At 61.9% G+C, this 14,638-nt stretch carries 16 protein-coding genes; 4 read left to right on the top strand and 12 right to left on the bottom strand.

Annotation, left to right across the window (positions count from 1 at the left end):
- Window positions 1–80: 80 nt before the first annotated feature.
- Window positions 81–974 carry an AraC family transcriptional regulator gene (locus tag K1567_RS23565; RefSeq protein WP_220698919.1) on the bottom strand — a complete coding sequence of 298 codons (894 nt, stop codon included), beginning with the start codon at window positions 972–974 and terminating at the stop codon, window positions 81–83.
- 222 nt (window positions 975–1,196) lie between these two features.
- On the opposite strand from K1567_RS23565, the gene K1567_RS23560 reads away from it, so the two are divergent.
- On the top strand, window positions 1,197–2,249 hold the full coding sequence (locus tag K1567_RS23560) for an NAD(P)-dependent alcohol dehydrogenase (RefSeq protein WP_034099771.1): 1,053 nt from the start codon (window positions 1,197–1,199) through the stop codon (window positions 2,247–2,249).
- Here the strand turns inward: K1567_RS23560 and K1567_RS23555 are convergent, their stop codons facing one another.
- The 6 genes from K1567_RS23555 to K1567_RS23530 form a co-directional block, all read right to left on the bottom strand.
- Complete coding sequence (locus K1567_RS23555; protein WP_034099772.1) at window positions 2,250–3,053, bottom strand: IclR family transcriptional regulator; 804 nt, start codon at window positions 3,051–3,053, stop codon at window positions 2,250–2,252.
- Between the two features lie 437 nt (window positions 3,054–3,490).
- Window positions 3,491–4,459, bottom strand: coding sequence for an L-arabinose ABC transporter permease AraH (gene araH, locus K1567_RS23550; protein ID WP_034096889.1), 969 nt, complete (start codon window positions 4,457–4,459; stop codon window positions 3,491–3,493).
- A gap of 9 nt (window positions 4,460–4,468) precedes the next feature.
- Window positions 4,469–5,971 (bottom strand): L-arabinose ABC transporter ATP-binding protein AraG, encoded by a 1,503-nt coding sequence (gene araG / locus K1567_RS23545; protein ID WP_220698918.1) that lies wholly within the window; start codon window positions 5,969–5,971, stop codon window positions 4,469–4,471.
- A complete protein-coding gene (locus tag K1567_RS23540; protein WP_184316511.1) occupies window positions 5,968–6,957 on the bottom strand; it encodes a substrate-binding domain-containing protein in 990 nt (329 codons plus the stop codon). Before K1567_RS23540 ends, araG begins: the two co-directional genes overlap by 4 nt.
- 38 nt (window positions 6,958–6,995) lie before the next feature.
- Window positions 6,996–7,817 (bottom strand): SDR family oxidoreductase, encoded by an 822-nt coding sequence (locus tag K1567_RS23535; protein ID WP_034139010.1) that lies wholly within the window; start codon window positions 7,815–7,817, stop codon window positions 6,996–6,998.
- 167 nt (window positions 7,818–7,984) lie between these two features.
- Window positions 7,985–8,464 carry a GNAT family N-acetyltransferase gene (locus K1567_RS23530; protein WP_034099874.1) on the bottom strand — a complete coding sequence of 160 codons (480 nt, stop codon included), beginning with the start codon at window positions 8,462–8,464 and terminating at the stop codon, window positions 7,985–7,987.
- A gap of 219 nt (window positions 8,465–8,683) precedes the next feature.
- Here K1567_RS23530 and K1567_RS23525 point away from each other — a divergent pair, with 219 nt between their 5' ends.
- From K1567_RS23525 to K1567_RS23515, 3 genes are read left to right on the top strand one after another with little or no spacing between them, the layout of a single operon-like run.
- A complete protein-coding gene (locus K1567_RS23525; RefSeq protein ID WP_034099875.1) occupies window positions 8,684–9,016 on the top strand; it encodes a hypothetical protein in 333 nt (110 codons plus the stop codon).
- A gap of 51 nt (window positions 9,017–9,067) precedes the next feature.
- Window positions 9,068–9,334: a hypothetical protein gene (locus tag K1567_RS23520; protein WP_034114858.1), complete on the top strand. Its 267-nt coding sequence runs from the start codon at window positions 9,068–9,070 to the stop codon at window positions 9,332–9,334.
- Window positions 9,335–9,384: 50 nt separating this feature from the next.
- The gene (locus K1567_RS23515; RefSeq protein ID WP_034114859.1) at window positions 9,385–9,765 is read left to right on the top strand and encodes a termination factor Rho; all 381 of its coding nucleotides are present in this window, start codon (window positions 9,385–9,387) and stop codon (window positions 9,763–9,765) included.
- A gap of 51 nt (window positions 9,766–9,816) precedes the next feature.
- On the opposite strand, the gene K1567_RS23510 is transcribed toward K1567_RS23515, so the two are convergent.
- The 5 genes from K1567_RS23510 to K1567_RS23490 form a co-directional block, all read right to left on the bottom strand.
- Window positions 9,817–10,734, bottom strand: a complete 918-nt coding sequence (locus K1567_RS23510; protein WP_220698917.1) for a PfkB family carbohydrate kinase — start codon at window positions 10,732–10,734, stop codon at window positions 9,817–9,819.
- Window positions 10,727–12,193 carry a cytosine permease gene (locus K1567_RS23505; RefSeq protein ID WP_220698916.1) on the bottom strand — a complete coding sequence of 489 codons (1,467 nt, stop codon included), beginning with the start codon at window positions 12,191–12,193 and terminating at the stop codon, window positions 10,727–10,729. Before K1567_RS23505 ends, K1567_RS23510 begins: the two co-directional genes overlap by 8 nt.
- A 102-nt stretch (window positions 12,194–12,295) precedes the next feature.
- Window positions 12,296–13,297 (bottom strand): ADP-ribosylglycohydrolase family protein, encoded by a 1,002-nt coding sequence (locus K1567_RS23500; protein WP_034114862.1) that lies wholly within the window; start codon window positions 13,295–13,297, stop codon window positions 12,296–12,298.
- A complete protein-coding gene (locus K1567_RS23495; protein ID WP_220698915.1) occupies window positions 13,294–14,007 on the bottom strand; it encodes a GntR family transcriptional regulator in 714 nt (237 codons plus the stop codon). Before K1567_RS23495 ends, K1567_RS23500 begins: the two co-directional genes overlap by 4 nt.
- A 70-nt stretch (window positions 14,008–14,077) precedes the next feature.
- Entirely contained in the window at window positions 14,078–14,638 is a 561-nt protein-coding gene (locus tag K1567_RS23490; protein ID WP_034099882.1) for a DUF1285 domain-containing protein, read from the bottom strand.

Below are 14,638 nucleotides of genomic sequence, written 5' to 3'. Positions count from 1 at the left end.
TTTTTATAGTTGTCATCAGTCCTGTGTGGAAGGGAGCAAGCCCGCCTACCACCTTTGGATTGTGTCTTCGCCTGAACTCACTACGCCGCACGCTCTTCACCCGGATTGCGCAAAAAGTAGCGCTTATATTCCCGGCTGAACTGCGACGTACTCTGATACCCCACGCTGTGCGCCGCCTGCGCCACGCCCATGCCGTCCACCAGCAGCAACTGCTGCGCCTTCAACAACCGCAAACGCTTGAGGTACTGCACGGGGGACAACAAGGTGCAGCGCTTGAAGTGCTCGTGAAAGGTCGACGCGCTCATGTGCGCGAAACCGGCCAACGTCTCGATATTCAGCGGCTCGGCGTAATGGGCATGCAGATGATTTAGCGAGGTGGCGATGCGCGAGAATTGCCCCTGCTGCTCCACCAATGCGCGCAGCACATCGGCCTGAGGCCCGCGCAGGGCGGTAAACAGCAATTCGCGCACCCGCGACGGGCCGATGATCCGGCTTTCCAGCGGATCGTGCAGGCACTGCAACAGTCGCTCGACGCAACCTCGCATCGCGTCGTCGAGCACCACCGAACTCATCGACGCCAATGTCTGCGCAGTGGGCGGTGGTCCGGCCTGAATACCCATGGCCATGACCAGCTCGCCGAGCACCACGCGGTCAATCCCCACCGTCACCCCCAGCAACGGCGCGCCAGGCGCCATTGCAAAGGTCTCGCACTCGAACGGCACCGGCATCGCCTGGATCAAGTAATGCCCGGCGCCGTACTCCAGCGTACGTGGGCCCAGGTACGCGACTTTGCTGCCCTGGGCCACGAACATCAGGCTCGGCTCGTAGATATGCGGGCCGCGTGCCACATCACAACTGGCACGCAAAACCTGTACGCCAGGCAAGTGGGTCGGGGAGAAACCGTCACGGGTCGTGAGGCCCTCGATCAAGGAAACCAACGTGGCGTTGGCGTCGAGATGGCGGGTCAATAGCATAAAAGCAGTTCTCGGGAGTTTTCAGATCTGAGCATCAGCAAGCTTCAAGCCTCAAGCTGCAAGAGAGCGCGCAGTTTATAGCTTGCGGCTTGTAGCTTGCTGCTTTTAGCTGCTCCCCCGGAGCTTTAGGCATAAGACTCGGAGCAATCGCCATGGCCGCCAACCATGTCGATGGGGACAATGGCCCGCCTCACTTGTCATTGTTTTTGCGAGGTTCTCTGCATGTACACCGCCATCGGTTACGCCGCCCAGTCGGCCACCACTCCCCTCGCCCCCATGAGTTTCCAACGTCGCAGCCCACGGGCCGACGACGTGGCCATCGAGATTCTGTACTGCGGCGTGTGCCACTCTGACATTCACCAGGCGCGCAACGAGTGGGGCATCGCCGTCTACCCGCTGATGCCCGGCCACGAGATCGTCGGCAAAGTCACCGCCGTGGGCGCCAGCGTCACCGCGCACAAAGTCGGCGACCTGGTGGGCGTGGGCTGCATGGTCGATTCGTGCCGCCAGTGCCAGGCTTGCCAGTCGGACCTCGAGCAATACTGCCTTGAAGGCCCGACCATGACCTACGCCACCCCCGACCGTGTGGACGGTAGCAACACCATGGGCGGCTACTCCGACAGCATCGTGGTCAGCGAACATTTCGTGGTGAAGATCCCGGCCAAGCTCGACCTGGCCAGCGCTGCGCCGATCCTGTGCGCGGGCATCACCACCTACTCACCGCTCAAGCACTACGGCGTCAAGGCTGGCGACAAAGTCGGGATTCTCGGCATGGGTGGCCTGGGCCACATGGGCATCAAGTTCGCCAAGGCCATGGGCGCGGAAGTGACGCTGTTTACCCGTTCCGCGAGCAAGGCCGAAGAAGGCCGTCGCCAGGGCGCCGATCATGTGATCGTGTCCACCGACGCCGAGCAAATGAAAGCCGCCGCCGGGCACTTCGACTTCCTGCTGGACACCATCCCGGTGCAGCACGACCTGAACCCCTACCTCGATACCCTGCGTTTTGACGGCGTGCATATTCTGGTGGGCCTGATCGAGCCGGTGGACCCGCCCGTCAATGCCGCCAAACTGGTGCTGGGGCGCAAAGTGCTGGCCGGTTCGTTGATCGGCGGTATTGCTGAAACCCAGGAAGTCCTGGATTTCTGTGCCGAGCATGGCATCACCTGCGATATCGAAATGCTCGACATCCGCCAAATCAACGAGGCTTACACCCGCATGATCGCCGGCGATGTGAAGTACCGCTTTGTCATCGACATGGCGACCCTCAAGGTCTGATCAGGCCTTCGCGCCCAACTCCGCCGACAGCCGTGCTGCAACCTGTTTGATCACAGGGATCAGCTCGGCCATTTTTTCCAGCGGCATGTAGGGCACGGTACTGGCGATGCTGATGCCGGCGACGATCCGCCGGCTGGCATCGCGCACCGGTGCGGCCACGCAACGGATCGACGGTTCGTTGTCTTCCAGATCGAACGCATAACCGCCCGCCACGTACTCGTGCATGCGTTGCTCGAACTGCGCCCAGGATTGCTCAGGATGGTGGGGCCACTGCAGATTCTTCCCGCCTGCTGGCAGGCTGGCGTCGTACAAGCGTTGCCATTCCTGTACCGAATCATCCAGCAACATCGCCTTGCCCACCCCGGTACGCGCCAACGGCATGCGATGGCCGACCCGCGAGCGCATTTCCGGGCCGTAGCGGCCAGGGTTCTTGTGCAGGTAGAGCACATCATCGTGTTCGCGGATGGCCAAGTGGATGGTGTCGCCGGTCAGCGCCGATAGTTCGTCCAGGTACGGCACCGCCAGGGTGACCAGCGGCAACTCTTCGCGCGCCTGGAACCCCAACTCGATCAACTTCGGCCCCAGCAGGTAACCGACTTGCGGCACCACACGCAGGTAACGCTCGTCCACCAGGCAACTGGCCAGGCGGTGGGTGGTGCTGCGAGTGGTGCCGATGCGCTTGGCGATCTCTTTCAGATCCCGCGCACCCGCCGCCACCGCCTGCACCACCCCCAGGCCACGCAACAGGGTCTGGGTGCCGGTGGGGGCGGCGTCTTTGACGGGGGTGTGGGCGTTTTCCTGCATATCGGGCCTATTGGGAAGTACGAAAACGGGCGCCATTATGGCAAATACCCGAGGGCAACACAGTGCGGATATCTATGTAGGGGGCTTTGCCCGATGGCTGTGGGTCAGTTTGAACATCCGGGTCTGACACACCGCTATCGGGGGCAAGCCCCCTCCCACCTTTTGATTTCACATGACCAAGGCTCAGCGTTGTTTCATGGGCTCGATCACCGCTGCCAGCACCAGCATCGATCCCCCTCCCAGCTTTTGATTTCACATGACCAGGGCTCATCGCTGTTTCATGGGCTCGATCACCGCTGTCAGCAACAACATCGAACCGCTTTACTGTGGGAGGGGGCTTGCCCCCGATTACGGAGTGTCAGTCTGCATTTTTGTTTCTGATCTACCGCTATCGGGGGCAAGCCCCCTCCCACATTGAGTCCTTACGGGGCATGGAGTCAGCGTTGTTTCATGCGGTCGATGACCACGGCCAGCAGCAGGATGGAGCCGCGGATTACATACTGGTAGAAGGTGTCGATGTTCTTCAGGTTCATCGCGTTTTCGATGATCGCCAGGATCAGCACACCCGCGATCACGTGGCGGATCATGCCGATACCGCCGCTCAGCGACACGCCGCCCAGTACGCAGGCCGAGATGACGGTCAGTTCGAAACCCTGGCCGATCATCGGTTGGCCCGAGGTCATGCGTGAGGCCAAAATCACGCCGGCCAGGGCACCGATCAGGCCGTGTACGGCGAAGATCAGGATCTTGGTGCGGTCCACGTTCACGCCCGCCAGCAGCGCCGCTTCCGGGTTGCCGCCGATGGCCATGGTGTTGCGCCCGTAGGTGGTGTAGTTGAGCAGCCAGCCGAAAAACACGAAGCACACCAGGGTGATCAGGATCGGCACCGGCACGCCGAACAGTTGGCCGTTACCAAAGATAAAGAACTGCTCCTGGGACACCCCCACCGCTTTGCCGTCGGCAAAAATGTAGGCCAGGCCGCGCACGATTTGCATGGTCGCCAGCGTGGTGATCAGCGCGTTGACCCGCAGTTTGGCGATCACGATGCCGTTGATCAGCCCCACCACCAGGCCCATCAGCAATGCCGCGCCAATGCCCAGCATGACGCTGTCGGTGTCGCGCATGACGATGGCCGCGACCACCCCGGCGCAGGCGATTACCGAGCCCACCGACAGGTCAAAATGCCCCGAGGCCAGGCAGAACAGCATGGTGCAGGCGGCGATGCCCACGGTGGAAATCGCCAGGCCCAGGCCGCGCATGTTCAGCGGCGAGAGGAAGTTGTCGATCAGCAAGGCGCACAACACGAAGATGGCGATGGCCGCCAGCAGCATCGCCCAGTTGTCGAGCAAGGCGCGCATGTCCAGGGGTTTGCGTGCCGTGGGCAGCGCGTTGTTTTGAGTGGTCATGGTTTTCTCTCAGTTCGTCACGCGGCGCGGCAAGGCCAGCTGCAGCAGGTTGGATTCAGTGGCGTGTTCGCGCGGGTGTTCGCCGCGCAGCGCGCCTTCGCACAGCACCAGGATGCGGTCGGCGATGCCCATCACTTCCATCAGGTCGCTGGACACCACGATCACCGCGATGCCCTGCGCCGCCAGGTTGTGGATGATCTGGTAGATCTCGGCCTTGGCGCCGATGTCGATGCCGCGGGTCGGTTCGTCGAGCAACAGCACTTTCATCGGCATCGACAGCCAGCGGCCCAAAATGGCTTTCTGCTGGTTGCCGCCGGAGAGGTACAGGATCTTCTGCGCGGCGTTCGGGGTTTTGACTTTCATCGCCTGGATCTGGTGCGCGGCGTTGCCCTTTTCCCAGCCCTCGCGCAGCAGCCAGCCGAACCGCGAGTGGGCGCCACGAGCACTGATGTTGATGTTTTCGGCCACGCTGGACAGCGGGATGATGCCTTCCTTTTTGCGGTCTTCGGGGCACAGCAGCACCCCGGCGGCGATGGCGTCGCGCGGCGAGCGCAACTGCAATGGCTCACCCTCCAACTCCAGGCTGCCGGCGCTGGCACGCTCCAGGCCGCTGAGCAGACGGAACAGCTCCGTGCGCCCGGCCCCCACCAGGCCGAACAGGCCGAGGATTTCGCCTTTGCGCACCTGGAAACTCACCGGCTCGCGCAGCCCAGGGCCGAGCAGACCGTCGACCTTGAGCGCCACCTCGCCGTGCTCACGCGGGCGGTAGTCGTAGATGTCCTGAATATCGCGACCGACCATGCAGGTCACCAACTGGTCGTGGGTCAGCGCGCTCATGTCCTCGAACGTACGCACGTAGCGGCCGTCCTTGAACACCGTGACCGCGTCGCAGATGCGGAACACTTCTTCCATGCGGTGCGACACGTAGAGCACCACTTTGCCCTCGTCGCGCAGGCGCGTGATGATCGCCATCAAACGCTCGATCTCCCGCGCCGACAGGCTGCTGGTGGGTTCGTCAAAGGCGATCACATGGGCGCCACGGGACAGCGCCTTGGCGATTTCCACCAACTGGCGCTGGCCCAGGGACAGACGCCCGAGCTTCTGGTCCGGGTCGATTTCATCAGCCAGACCCTTGAGGCACGCCAGGGCTTGCTTGCGCAGCAAGCCACGGTTGACCACGCCCCAGCGCGTGGGCAAATGGCCGAGGAACAGGTTCTCGGCCACGCTCATTTCCGGCACCAGGTGCAGCTCCTGGTGAATCACCGCCACGCCGCTGGCGATGCTGTCGGCCGCGCATTTGAAGGCCAGGGTCTGCGCGCCGATCTGCAGCGCGCCGCTGCTGGGGATATAGGCCCCGCCGAGGATCTTCAGCAGGGTCGATTTGCCCGCGCCGTTCTCGCCCATCAACGCATGCACTTGCCCGGGCTGGGCGGTAAAACTGATGCCGTCCAGCGCCTTGACCCCGGGAAAGGTCTTGCCGATGCCGTCAAACCGCAAGGCCGCAGCGGTCATTTCCACAGCCCGATCTTGGTCAGTTCTTCCTGGAAGTTGGCGCGGGTGATCAGGGTCACTTCGTCCATGGCGGTGTATTTAGGCGGCTCTTTGCCGGTGGTCACCCACTCGAACATCATCTCGGCGGTTTTGTAGCCTTCGATATGCGGGCTTGGCAGCATGGAGCCGTAGAAGCCGCTGTCGGGTTTTTTCAATTCGCCGATGGCATCGGTGCCATTGATGCCGATCCCGATCACATTGGCCGCCTTGAAACCGGCCGCTTCAGTGGCGCGCACGCCGCCGAGCACGGTGTTGTCGTTCATACCGCCGATGATCAGGTTTTTCACGCCGCTTGGGAGTTTGACCAGCGCCGAGTTGGCGGCGTCCATGCTGCCCGGTACATCCAGGGTTTTCAGCGGCGCGGTGAGGATATGGTCCGCGGGGATGCCGGCTTTTTTCAGCGAATCGATCGAACCGTCGGTGCGTTTCTTACCGGTATCGAGCTCGTTGAAAGTGGTGATCACCGCGTAGGTTTCTTTCCAGTCCCAACCGCGTTTTTTCGCTTCATCGGCCATGGCCGCGCCCTGCTTCTGGCCTACCTCAAACGCGGCCATGCCCAGGTACGGCACGTCTTCCATAAACTTGCCCTTGGCGTCGACGAAACGGTCGTCCACCGCCATGACTTTCATATCGTTGAGCTTGGCCTTGGCCACAATCGCAGGGCCTAGGGACACATCCGGCGGGCAGATCACAAAACCCTTGGCGCCGTTGGCGGCCAGGCTGTCGATGGCCGACAGGGTTTTCTCGCCGTCGGGCACGGCGATCTTGATCAACTCAAACCCCTTGTCCTTGGCGGCTTTTTCAGCGAAGGCCCACTCGGTCTGAAACCAGGGCTCTTCGGCTTGTTTGACCAGGAAGCCGATTTTGACTGCATCAGCGGCCAGGGCGAAGGAGCTGAGGCTGCTGAACGCCACGGCGGTAGCGAGAACACGTAAGGCTTTTTTCATGAACGGCACCTCTTGTTGTTATTGGAGAGCGGCAGGTTCTAGTCGTGGTACATCACAGACCGCCCGCCATCGATCATCAGGCAGGTGGCATTGATAAAAGGCGCTTCGTCGGTGGCCAGGAACAGCGCCGTCATCGCCACCTCGACCGGTTGGCCGATGCGCTTGGGCGGGTGCAGGTCGAAGGCGCGCTGGCGTTCGGCGTGGGGGTCGGGGAAACCGTTCCAGTAATCGACATTCAGCTGGGTTTCGATATAGCCCGGCGCAATCGCATTCACGCGGATGCCTTTGGGCGCGTATTCGATACCCAGAGCGCGGGTCAGGCCGAGTAGGCCATGTTTGGCCACCGGGTACGGAAAGCACCCGGGAATGATGTGGCTGGAATGGGTGGAGGCGATGTTGATGATATTGCCGATGCCCTGCTCGATCATGTGCGGCAACACCGTGCGACAGCCGAACCAGGCACCGTCGAGATCGATGGCGAAGCAGCGGCGCCAGTCTTCGTCGGTCATTTCCAGCGGGTCGCGGAACACATTGACCCCGGCGCAATTGACCAGCACATCCACACGCCCGAAGCGCTCGATGGCCAGGTTGACCAGCGCCTGCCACTGTTCCTTGGCGGTGATATCGATAGGGAGTGCGTGGATCTGGGCGCCGCGTTCGCGCCAGTGAGCGGCAACGGCCTCGACCTTGTCGCCCTGGATATCGCCGATCACCAACTGCGCCTGCTGGGCTTGAAAGCACGCGACGATCGCCTCGCCAATGCCTTGGGCGGCACCGGTGATCACGACCACCTTGCCTTTGAGACGCTCGCCGTAAGTAGGCTCGGGCACCCTGGGCAACGACAACGGTTGTGCCTGCATCGCTTCACCTGTTTTATTTTTGGTAGTGAGTGCTGATGCCGCCGACTATAAACCTAGAACTTGAAACATCTCAATATATAAATTTACATCCCATATTGTGAGAACAGATGTAAAAAAACCGGCACATTCATGCCGGTTATTGATCAAGCCATGGACGACTTTCAGCCTCAACCCAAGGCAAAGTCACGCAACGCATCGCCTTCCATGCGGTACCGCACCCACTCTTCCTGCGGCTGTGCGCCAATGGATTTGTAGAAGGCAATCGCCGGCTCGTTCCAGTCCAACACGCTCCACTCAAAGCGCCCGCAGCCATTGTCGAACGCGATCTTGGCCAGGTGGCGCAACAACTTCTTGCCCGCCCCGCCGCCACGTTGTTCCGGGTTGATGTAGAGGTCTTCGAGGTACAGGCAGTTACTGCCAAGCCAGGTGGAGTAGCTGAAGAAGAACACTGCAAAACCGATGGGCACGCCGTCCCGCGAGCAAATCAGACCATGGGCGGTGGCGCCCTCGCTGAACAGGCTACGTTCGATGTCCACCACACTGGCGATCACTTCATGCCGGGCTTTTTCGTACTCCGCAAGCTCGGTGATAAAAGTCAGGATCTGCGCAGCGTCACTGGGCACGGCGGGACGAATCTCGATGGTCATGGGCGAGCCTTGGCAATGTCAAAGCCCACATACTAAGGCGCTTTGATGACTGATTGCAGCGCAATTTTATGGGCTACGACGTGGCGTCGACGTGGCCCGGTGCGCTGACACACAAATTTTTACAGGCAACTTGATACCGTTCGTCGCCATCGAGGCACGATCAATAAACGTCGGCTGACCAACAAAGGGTAAGGACATTAATCATAAGGAGACACCCTCATGAACCATTCCAAATGTGCTGCCCTCGCCCTCGCCGGTCTGCTGTCCGCGGTTTCCCTGAGCAGCTTCGCCGCGACCTCGTCCACCGGCCCGACCAACCCGGACGCCACCACCGAGTCGCAGAAGTCCATGGGCACTGGCCTGGACACCAATGGCGGCGCGGTAATCGATAACACCAACGCGGCCGACCCGCACACTCAAGGCCATGACACCCAACGCCAGGCACCGGCTGCGGTAGGTAACGGCAAGATGGGCCCCTCGGTCGATGAGCCCAAAGTCAATAAAGGCGACGACGCGAACCTGCCGGGCGCGCCGAAACAAACTGCACCTTGATTCATCGCACGCGAGACGAACACCCGATCATTTCCCCATGAAGAGGTACGCATGAACGTCGATAAGAACCTTGAGAGAGAAGTCCTCACCCGCCTGTTGCACGCCCATCCCCATGGTTTGGGCAAGGAGGTACTGGACAACTACCGCGGCGAGAAAGTAGTCGCCAGTGCCTTGGCGTTCCTTCAAGACCGTGGGCTTATCAAGGACGGTCACGTGACCACCGACGCTGCCGGTGAATATGCCTTGAACCTGCCGATCAAGCTGACCGCGTCGGGTGTCGATGAGGCGCGCAAGCTGGAAAGTGCCGACCCTCAGTAATTCATTTTGTCTGGTCTGGCCCTGGCGACAGGGCCAGTAGGAGTATCGCAATGCCTCTTGGAAGCAAAGCCAAATACACCGCCGCACAGAAGCGCAAAGCCTCCCGTATCGAACAGAGTTACGAGGACAAAGGCGTGCCCAAATCCGAAGCCGAAGCCCGTGCGTGGGCCACCGTCAACAAGCAGTCCGGCGGGGGCGAAAAGGCCGGCGGCTCGGGTCAGCGCAAGGCCCCGGCGAAGAAGGCCCAGGATCGTCACGACTCGGCCAAGCGGGCTGCCGCCAGCCGAGAAGGGCATCCGCGCAACAGCCGTGTGTCCTTAAGCACCCAGACCAAGGAAAGCCTGCTCAAGGAAGCCCGGGCGAAAGATATCCGCGGGCGTTCGAGCATGCGTAAAGATCAGTTGATCGAAGCGTTGAAGAAGGCAAGTTGACCCCTGCCTGACAACGGTGGGAGGACGTCCGCGTCCTGCCACCGTTGGTTGTCATGATTTGAGGAAGGCGTCGACTTCAGCACCGGTCGGCGCAGTGGCCGGGCCCCAGCGCGTCACCGCCAACGCCGCCGCCGCATTTGCACGGCGCGCCGATTCCACCGGTTCGAGGCCTTGGGCCAGACCGGCAATCATCACCCCCGCGTGCGCGTCCCCGGCGCCATTGCTATCTACCGCCTGCACCGTGAACCCCGGCACATGTTCGATCCGAGCCCCCCGCCCCACCCAGCAGCCATTCGGACCATCGCGTATCACCAACAGCGTGTCAGCGGGTAAGTGGCGAGCGAGGTCGGTCAACGCCTGCGAAATATCCGCCGCCCCGGTGAATGCCAGCGCTTCTGGCCCGTTGCTGGTCCAGATATCGATGCGCGGCAGCAAGGCAAGCATCAGTGCCGAATTCGGCCCCTTGGCCAGCGGCCCCGGATCGAACACCACCGCGATGGACCGCGGTAAGGCCAGCAGCCAGTCGATCAGCGGCTGGGCCTTGCCTTCCAGCAGCAGGCTGTAGCCGCTGACATACACGTAGTCATCGGCGCATGGCACCACGCAGGCCAAATCTTCGGCGCTCAGTTCGCCCTCTGCCCCAAGGCGTGAAATAAAAGTGCGCTCCGTGGACGCCTCGGTCAGGGCCACGCATAGGCCTGTGTCCTTTCCACTGCTCGGTGCCAGGGCCATGTCGATGCCGTCCGCATGCATCGCAGCACGGGCCAGATCGCCGAAGCGCCCGGTGCCATGGCGCCCCAAGTACACCACCGGCATGCCGTTGCGTCGCGCGGCTGCCATCACATTGAAGCCGCCGCCGGTTTCGAAACTGGCCGATTGGGCCAGTACGTCGCCCCCCGTGGCAGGCAACGTATCGAGGGCCATGACCAGGTCGACGATGACCTGCCCCGTGTGCAGCAATCTAGACATGTGCGCCCTCGACCAGCGCCGGGCGTCGATCAGATGCACCACCCAGCACGGCGTAGATCCCACCCGCGACCAAGAACGTGACAATCCAACCCAAACCGTTATGGCCCAGCCAGGAGTCGGACAACGGCCCGGCGAACCAGATGTTGTCGGCGGTAGTACCGATGGTGGTGAAGCTAAAACCCAGCACGATCGCCACGGCCCACGCGCCGAATGCGCGCCATTCCACGCCGCCGCGATACCAGTAGGCGCTGCTGGGGCTGACGTCCAGCAGATCCTGGGCGCTGTAGTAGTGACGGTGGATCAAGTCGACCACGAAGATGCCGACCCAGGCGGTAATCGGCACCGCCAGCAGCGAAATGAAGGTAATAAACGGGCCGTAGAAACTGTCGGCAATCAGCATGAAGTAAATCGAACCGGCGAAGATCGCCACGATATCGACGATCACCGCATGTACGCGCTTGACCTTCAAACCGAGGGTCAGGGTGGTCAGCCCCGCCGAATACACCGACAGGTTATTCGACAGCAATAGCCCGCCGAACGCCGTGATCAGGTACGGCACTGCCATCCAGGTAGGCAGCATGTCGCGGATCGCGATGATCGGGTCCGTGGCCGCCGCCAGGTCGTTATTGCCCACCGACAATAGGCCGCCCAGGGTGATCAACAGCACCAGCGGAATGCCCGCGCCAAAGGCGGCGGACGCCACCAGTCGCGCGGCCTTGACGCTGCGGTGCTGGTAACGCGACATATCGGCACCGGCGTTGGCCCAGCCGATACCGGTACCGGCCGCCATGGTGCCGATGCCGATGATCATCGCGCTCAGCGGTGCCGGCGTGGCATTGAACACGGCGTTCCAATCGATAGTGGCGCAGAGAAAACCACCCACTAGGATATTCAGCGCGCCAAACACGTAAGTGGCCCATTTCTGGATCACCAACAACGTGGCGTGGCCCAGGCCGGAGACCGCCAGGGTCAGCAGCACGAAGATGCCGATAAAGATCAGGGTCAGCACCGGCGCGCTTTTGGCCTCGACCGCCGTGCCGAACAGGATTGAGCACAGCGACAGCAGCACAAACGCAGCGGTGGTGGTGTTGACGGTTTCCCAGCCCAGGCGCGACATCAGCGAAACCAAAGTCGGACCGATATTACCGCGCACGCCGAAGATGGCGCGCGACAGCGTCAGGCTGGGTGCGCGGCCGCGTCGGCCGGCGATGGAGATGATGCCCACCACAGCAAAGGAACCGGCGGCGCCGAGGATCGCCACGATCACCGCCTGCCAGATCGCCAAGCCGCGAAACGCCACCAACGTGGCACCCAGCGGCAGGCCGAGGATGCTGATATTGGCGGCGAACCACACCCAGAACAGCTGCAGCGGATGGCCATTGCACTCCGCTTCGGGGACCGGTTCGATACCGCGTGTTTCCAATTGCCCGGCGTTTTGGCCGGCGGACGTGCTGCTCATGGTGCTGCTCCTGGTGCCTGTATTTGTTGTGGTGATGGCAAATAGTTAAAGGGTTAACCCGTCATCCTGACTGTGTTCAGCAACGCACGTCGCAACGCGCGCTTAACGCAAGGCGAGCAGCCCCTGGACCAAGGGTTGCAAATCCAGCCCATTGACCCGTTTGACCTGCTCGATCATCGCTGGTGGCCAGCACTGCATGCCCAGACAAGCGCCAAGCATGGCGCCCAGCATCGCTGCAATGGTGTCGGTATCGCCGCCGAGGCTGGCGGCCAGGCACAACGCGTCCAGCGCCGTCAGCTCACCCACCGCTACCCGCTGCGCGAGGGCGAACGACACCACCACCGACTCCTGGGAGGCCACGGAGGTGCCGATCAACTCATACAACAGGTCAGCGAACAGCGCGGTATCGCCGCTGCCAACGCTCAAGGTGCGGGCCCAACTGATGCGCGTGGAAATCCGCCCACCCGCCACCCAATGACCATGGCTCTCGGTTTGTTGGGCAATCTGGGTGCCGATGCTTAACGCTTCGCCCAGATCCACGCCGTTGATACCGGCCGAAACCACCGCAGCCACCGCTGCCGCGCTGGAGATGCCCAGGGTCGTGTTGTGGGTGACTTGGCACGCCTGAATCACCGACTGGACAAATCGAACCGAGTCGTTGACATCGGCGGCAATGCCCACGGGGGTGATACGCATGGCCGCGCCGTTGGTGGTGCCATAACGCCCGGATTCCTCTGGAGTATGGCCGGCGAGGATCATGTCGATCGCGCGCTTGGTAGAGGGACCGAGCAAGTCCTGGGAGCCCTTGGCGCGCATGCTCGCTTCCCAGTCGATAAGGCGCTGGGCGAGGATCGCAGGCTCGATCGTGCCCTGGCCCTGCACCAGTAACTCGCCCACCAGAATCGCTTGCTCGGTGTCATCGGTGACCGAGCCGGCGGGCATGTTGGGGGCGATGGGTTGGTCGGCGTGGGCATCGACCAGCGCCGTGATCGCGCCGAAACGCGCGCGTACCTGCTCGCGGTTGAGGGACTGGGTCGGCATGCCGAGGGCATCGCCCAGGGCCAGGCCGTAAAAGGCGCCGAGGGCGCGATTATGCGGGGTCATTTGGCGGTTCCGAATTGCAGGTGCAGGCGAAAGTGCACAGGGTCAAGCACGCTTTCGACGTACTCCATAAAACGTCCGCGACGGTCGAAAGTGGTTCGCGACGCCTTCAAAAACACCGTGCCGACTGGGCGCCCCAGCAGCTCGGCGTCTTCGTCGCTCAATGGCTCGGCACCGATCCACTGGTCGCCATCAGCGCCGACATAGCCATAGGCCGCCAGGGTAATGGTCAGAGAATTGTCGATCAGGCCGACCCGGGGCAGGCTCTCAAGACTGCCAGAGGCGGGCATAAACGAGCGTTCCAGGGACACGGCAGTGCCATCGGTGGTCCGACGGCGACGGTCGAGGGCGATGAACTGATCGCTGCCGAAGCGGTTGAGCAAGTCCGGGCGGGTTACCGCTTCCAGGCGCAGGACGTCAGTGGTGATCAACGCCCCCGTATCGGCCAGGGCCTGCGCCCAGCCGCTGGCTTGATCGAGCACCATGCCGTCAAAGGTGACAATGGAGCCGACCCCGCTCTGGGTGGCGATGTAATTACGGCGCTTCAGCTCGGCCAGAGCCTCGCGCAAGGTGCCTCGGCTGACCCCGAACTCTTCGGCCAATTGGTGCTCGCCCGGCAGCAGGAAACCGTCGGCCATCATGCCACCTTCAATGCGGCGGATGAGTTCGTCGACGACGCGTTTTTTCTTATCGAATCGCACATGTCTAATCATGTACAAATTGATAACCGAAAGGCCCGGTGAGCGGCAAGCGAATTATGTCAGGGCTTGGTAATAAGCGGCCTCAGGGCTCCAGGCCAATCGGGAAAAACTCCCCGCCGCTCCACACACCCAGCCAATTTCGCCCGTTGATCGGACGACTCACCGCCAACTCGACCAATTGATAGAACACGTTGCGATGCACCAGGGCTTCGAGGTTAGCGCGCACGCGCAGATAAGGCGAGGGCTCTTCGGTGACCGGGTCAATCACCACCCGTAGGGGATGTTCGAGCCCCGCCTCGATCTGCTCGTCGACGTTGGTGGTCAAGCGCAGCCGCTGACTTTCGCCCTCGCCTTCCACCTCCAATGTCACCGCAACGAACGGCGCGTCGTCGACCACGATCCCGACTTTTTCCACCGGGGTAACCAGGAAGTAATCATCGCCATCGCGGCGAATGATATTGGAGAACAATTTGACCATCGGCTTTCGCCCGATCGGCGTACCTTGGTAAAACCAGGTGCCGTCGCGGGCGATGCGCATGTCGATATTGCCGCAGAAATCCGGGTTCCACAGATGCACCGGTGCCGGGCCCTTGCCTTTAGGCAGTTGCGCCAACAGATCGTTGGCCTTGGCGGAATCGGTCAT

The sequence above is a fragment of the Pseudomonas sp. S5F11 genome (assembly GCF_019641515.1).
Taxonomy (GTDB): Bacteria; Pseudomonadota; Gammaproteobacteria; order Pseudomonadales; family Pseudomonadaceae; genus Aquipseudomonas; species Aquipseudomonas rhodesiae.
The sequence above is the reverse complement of the archived record's forward strand: the minus strand, read 5'-3'. Positions and strand labels throughout refer to the sequence as shown.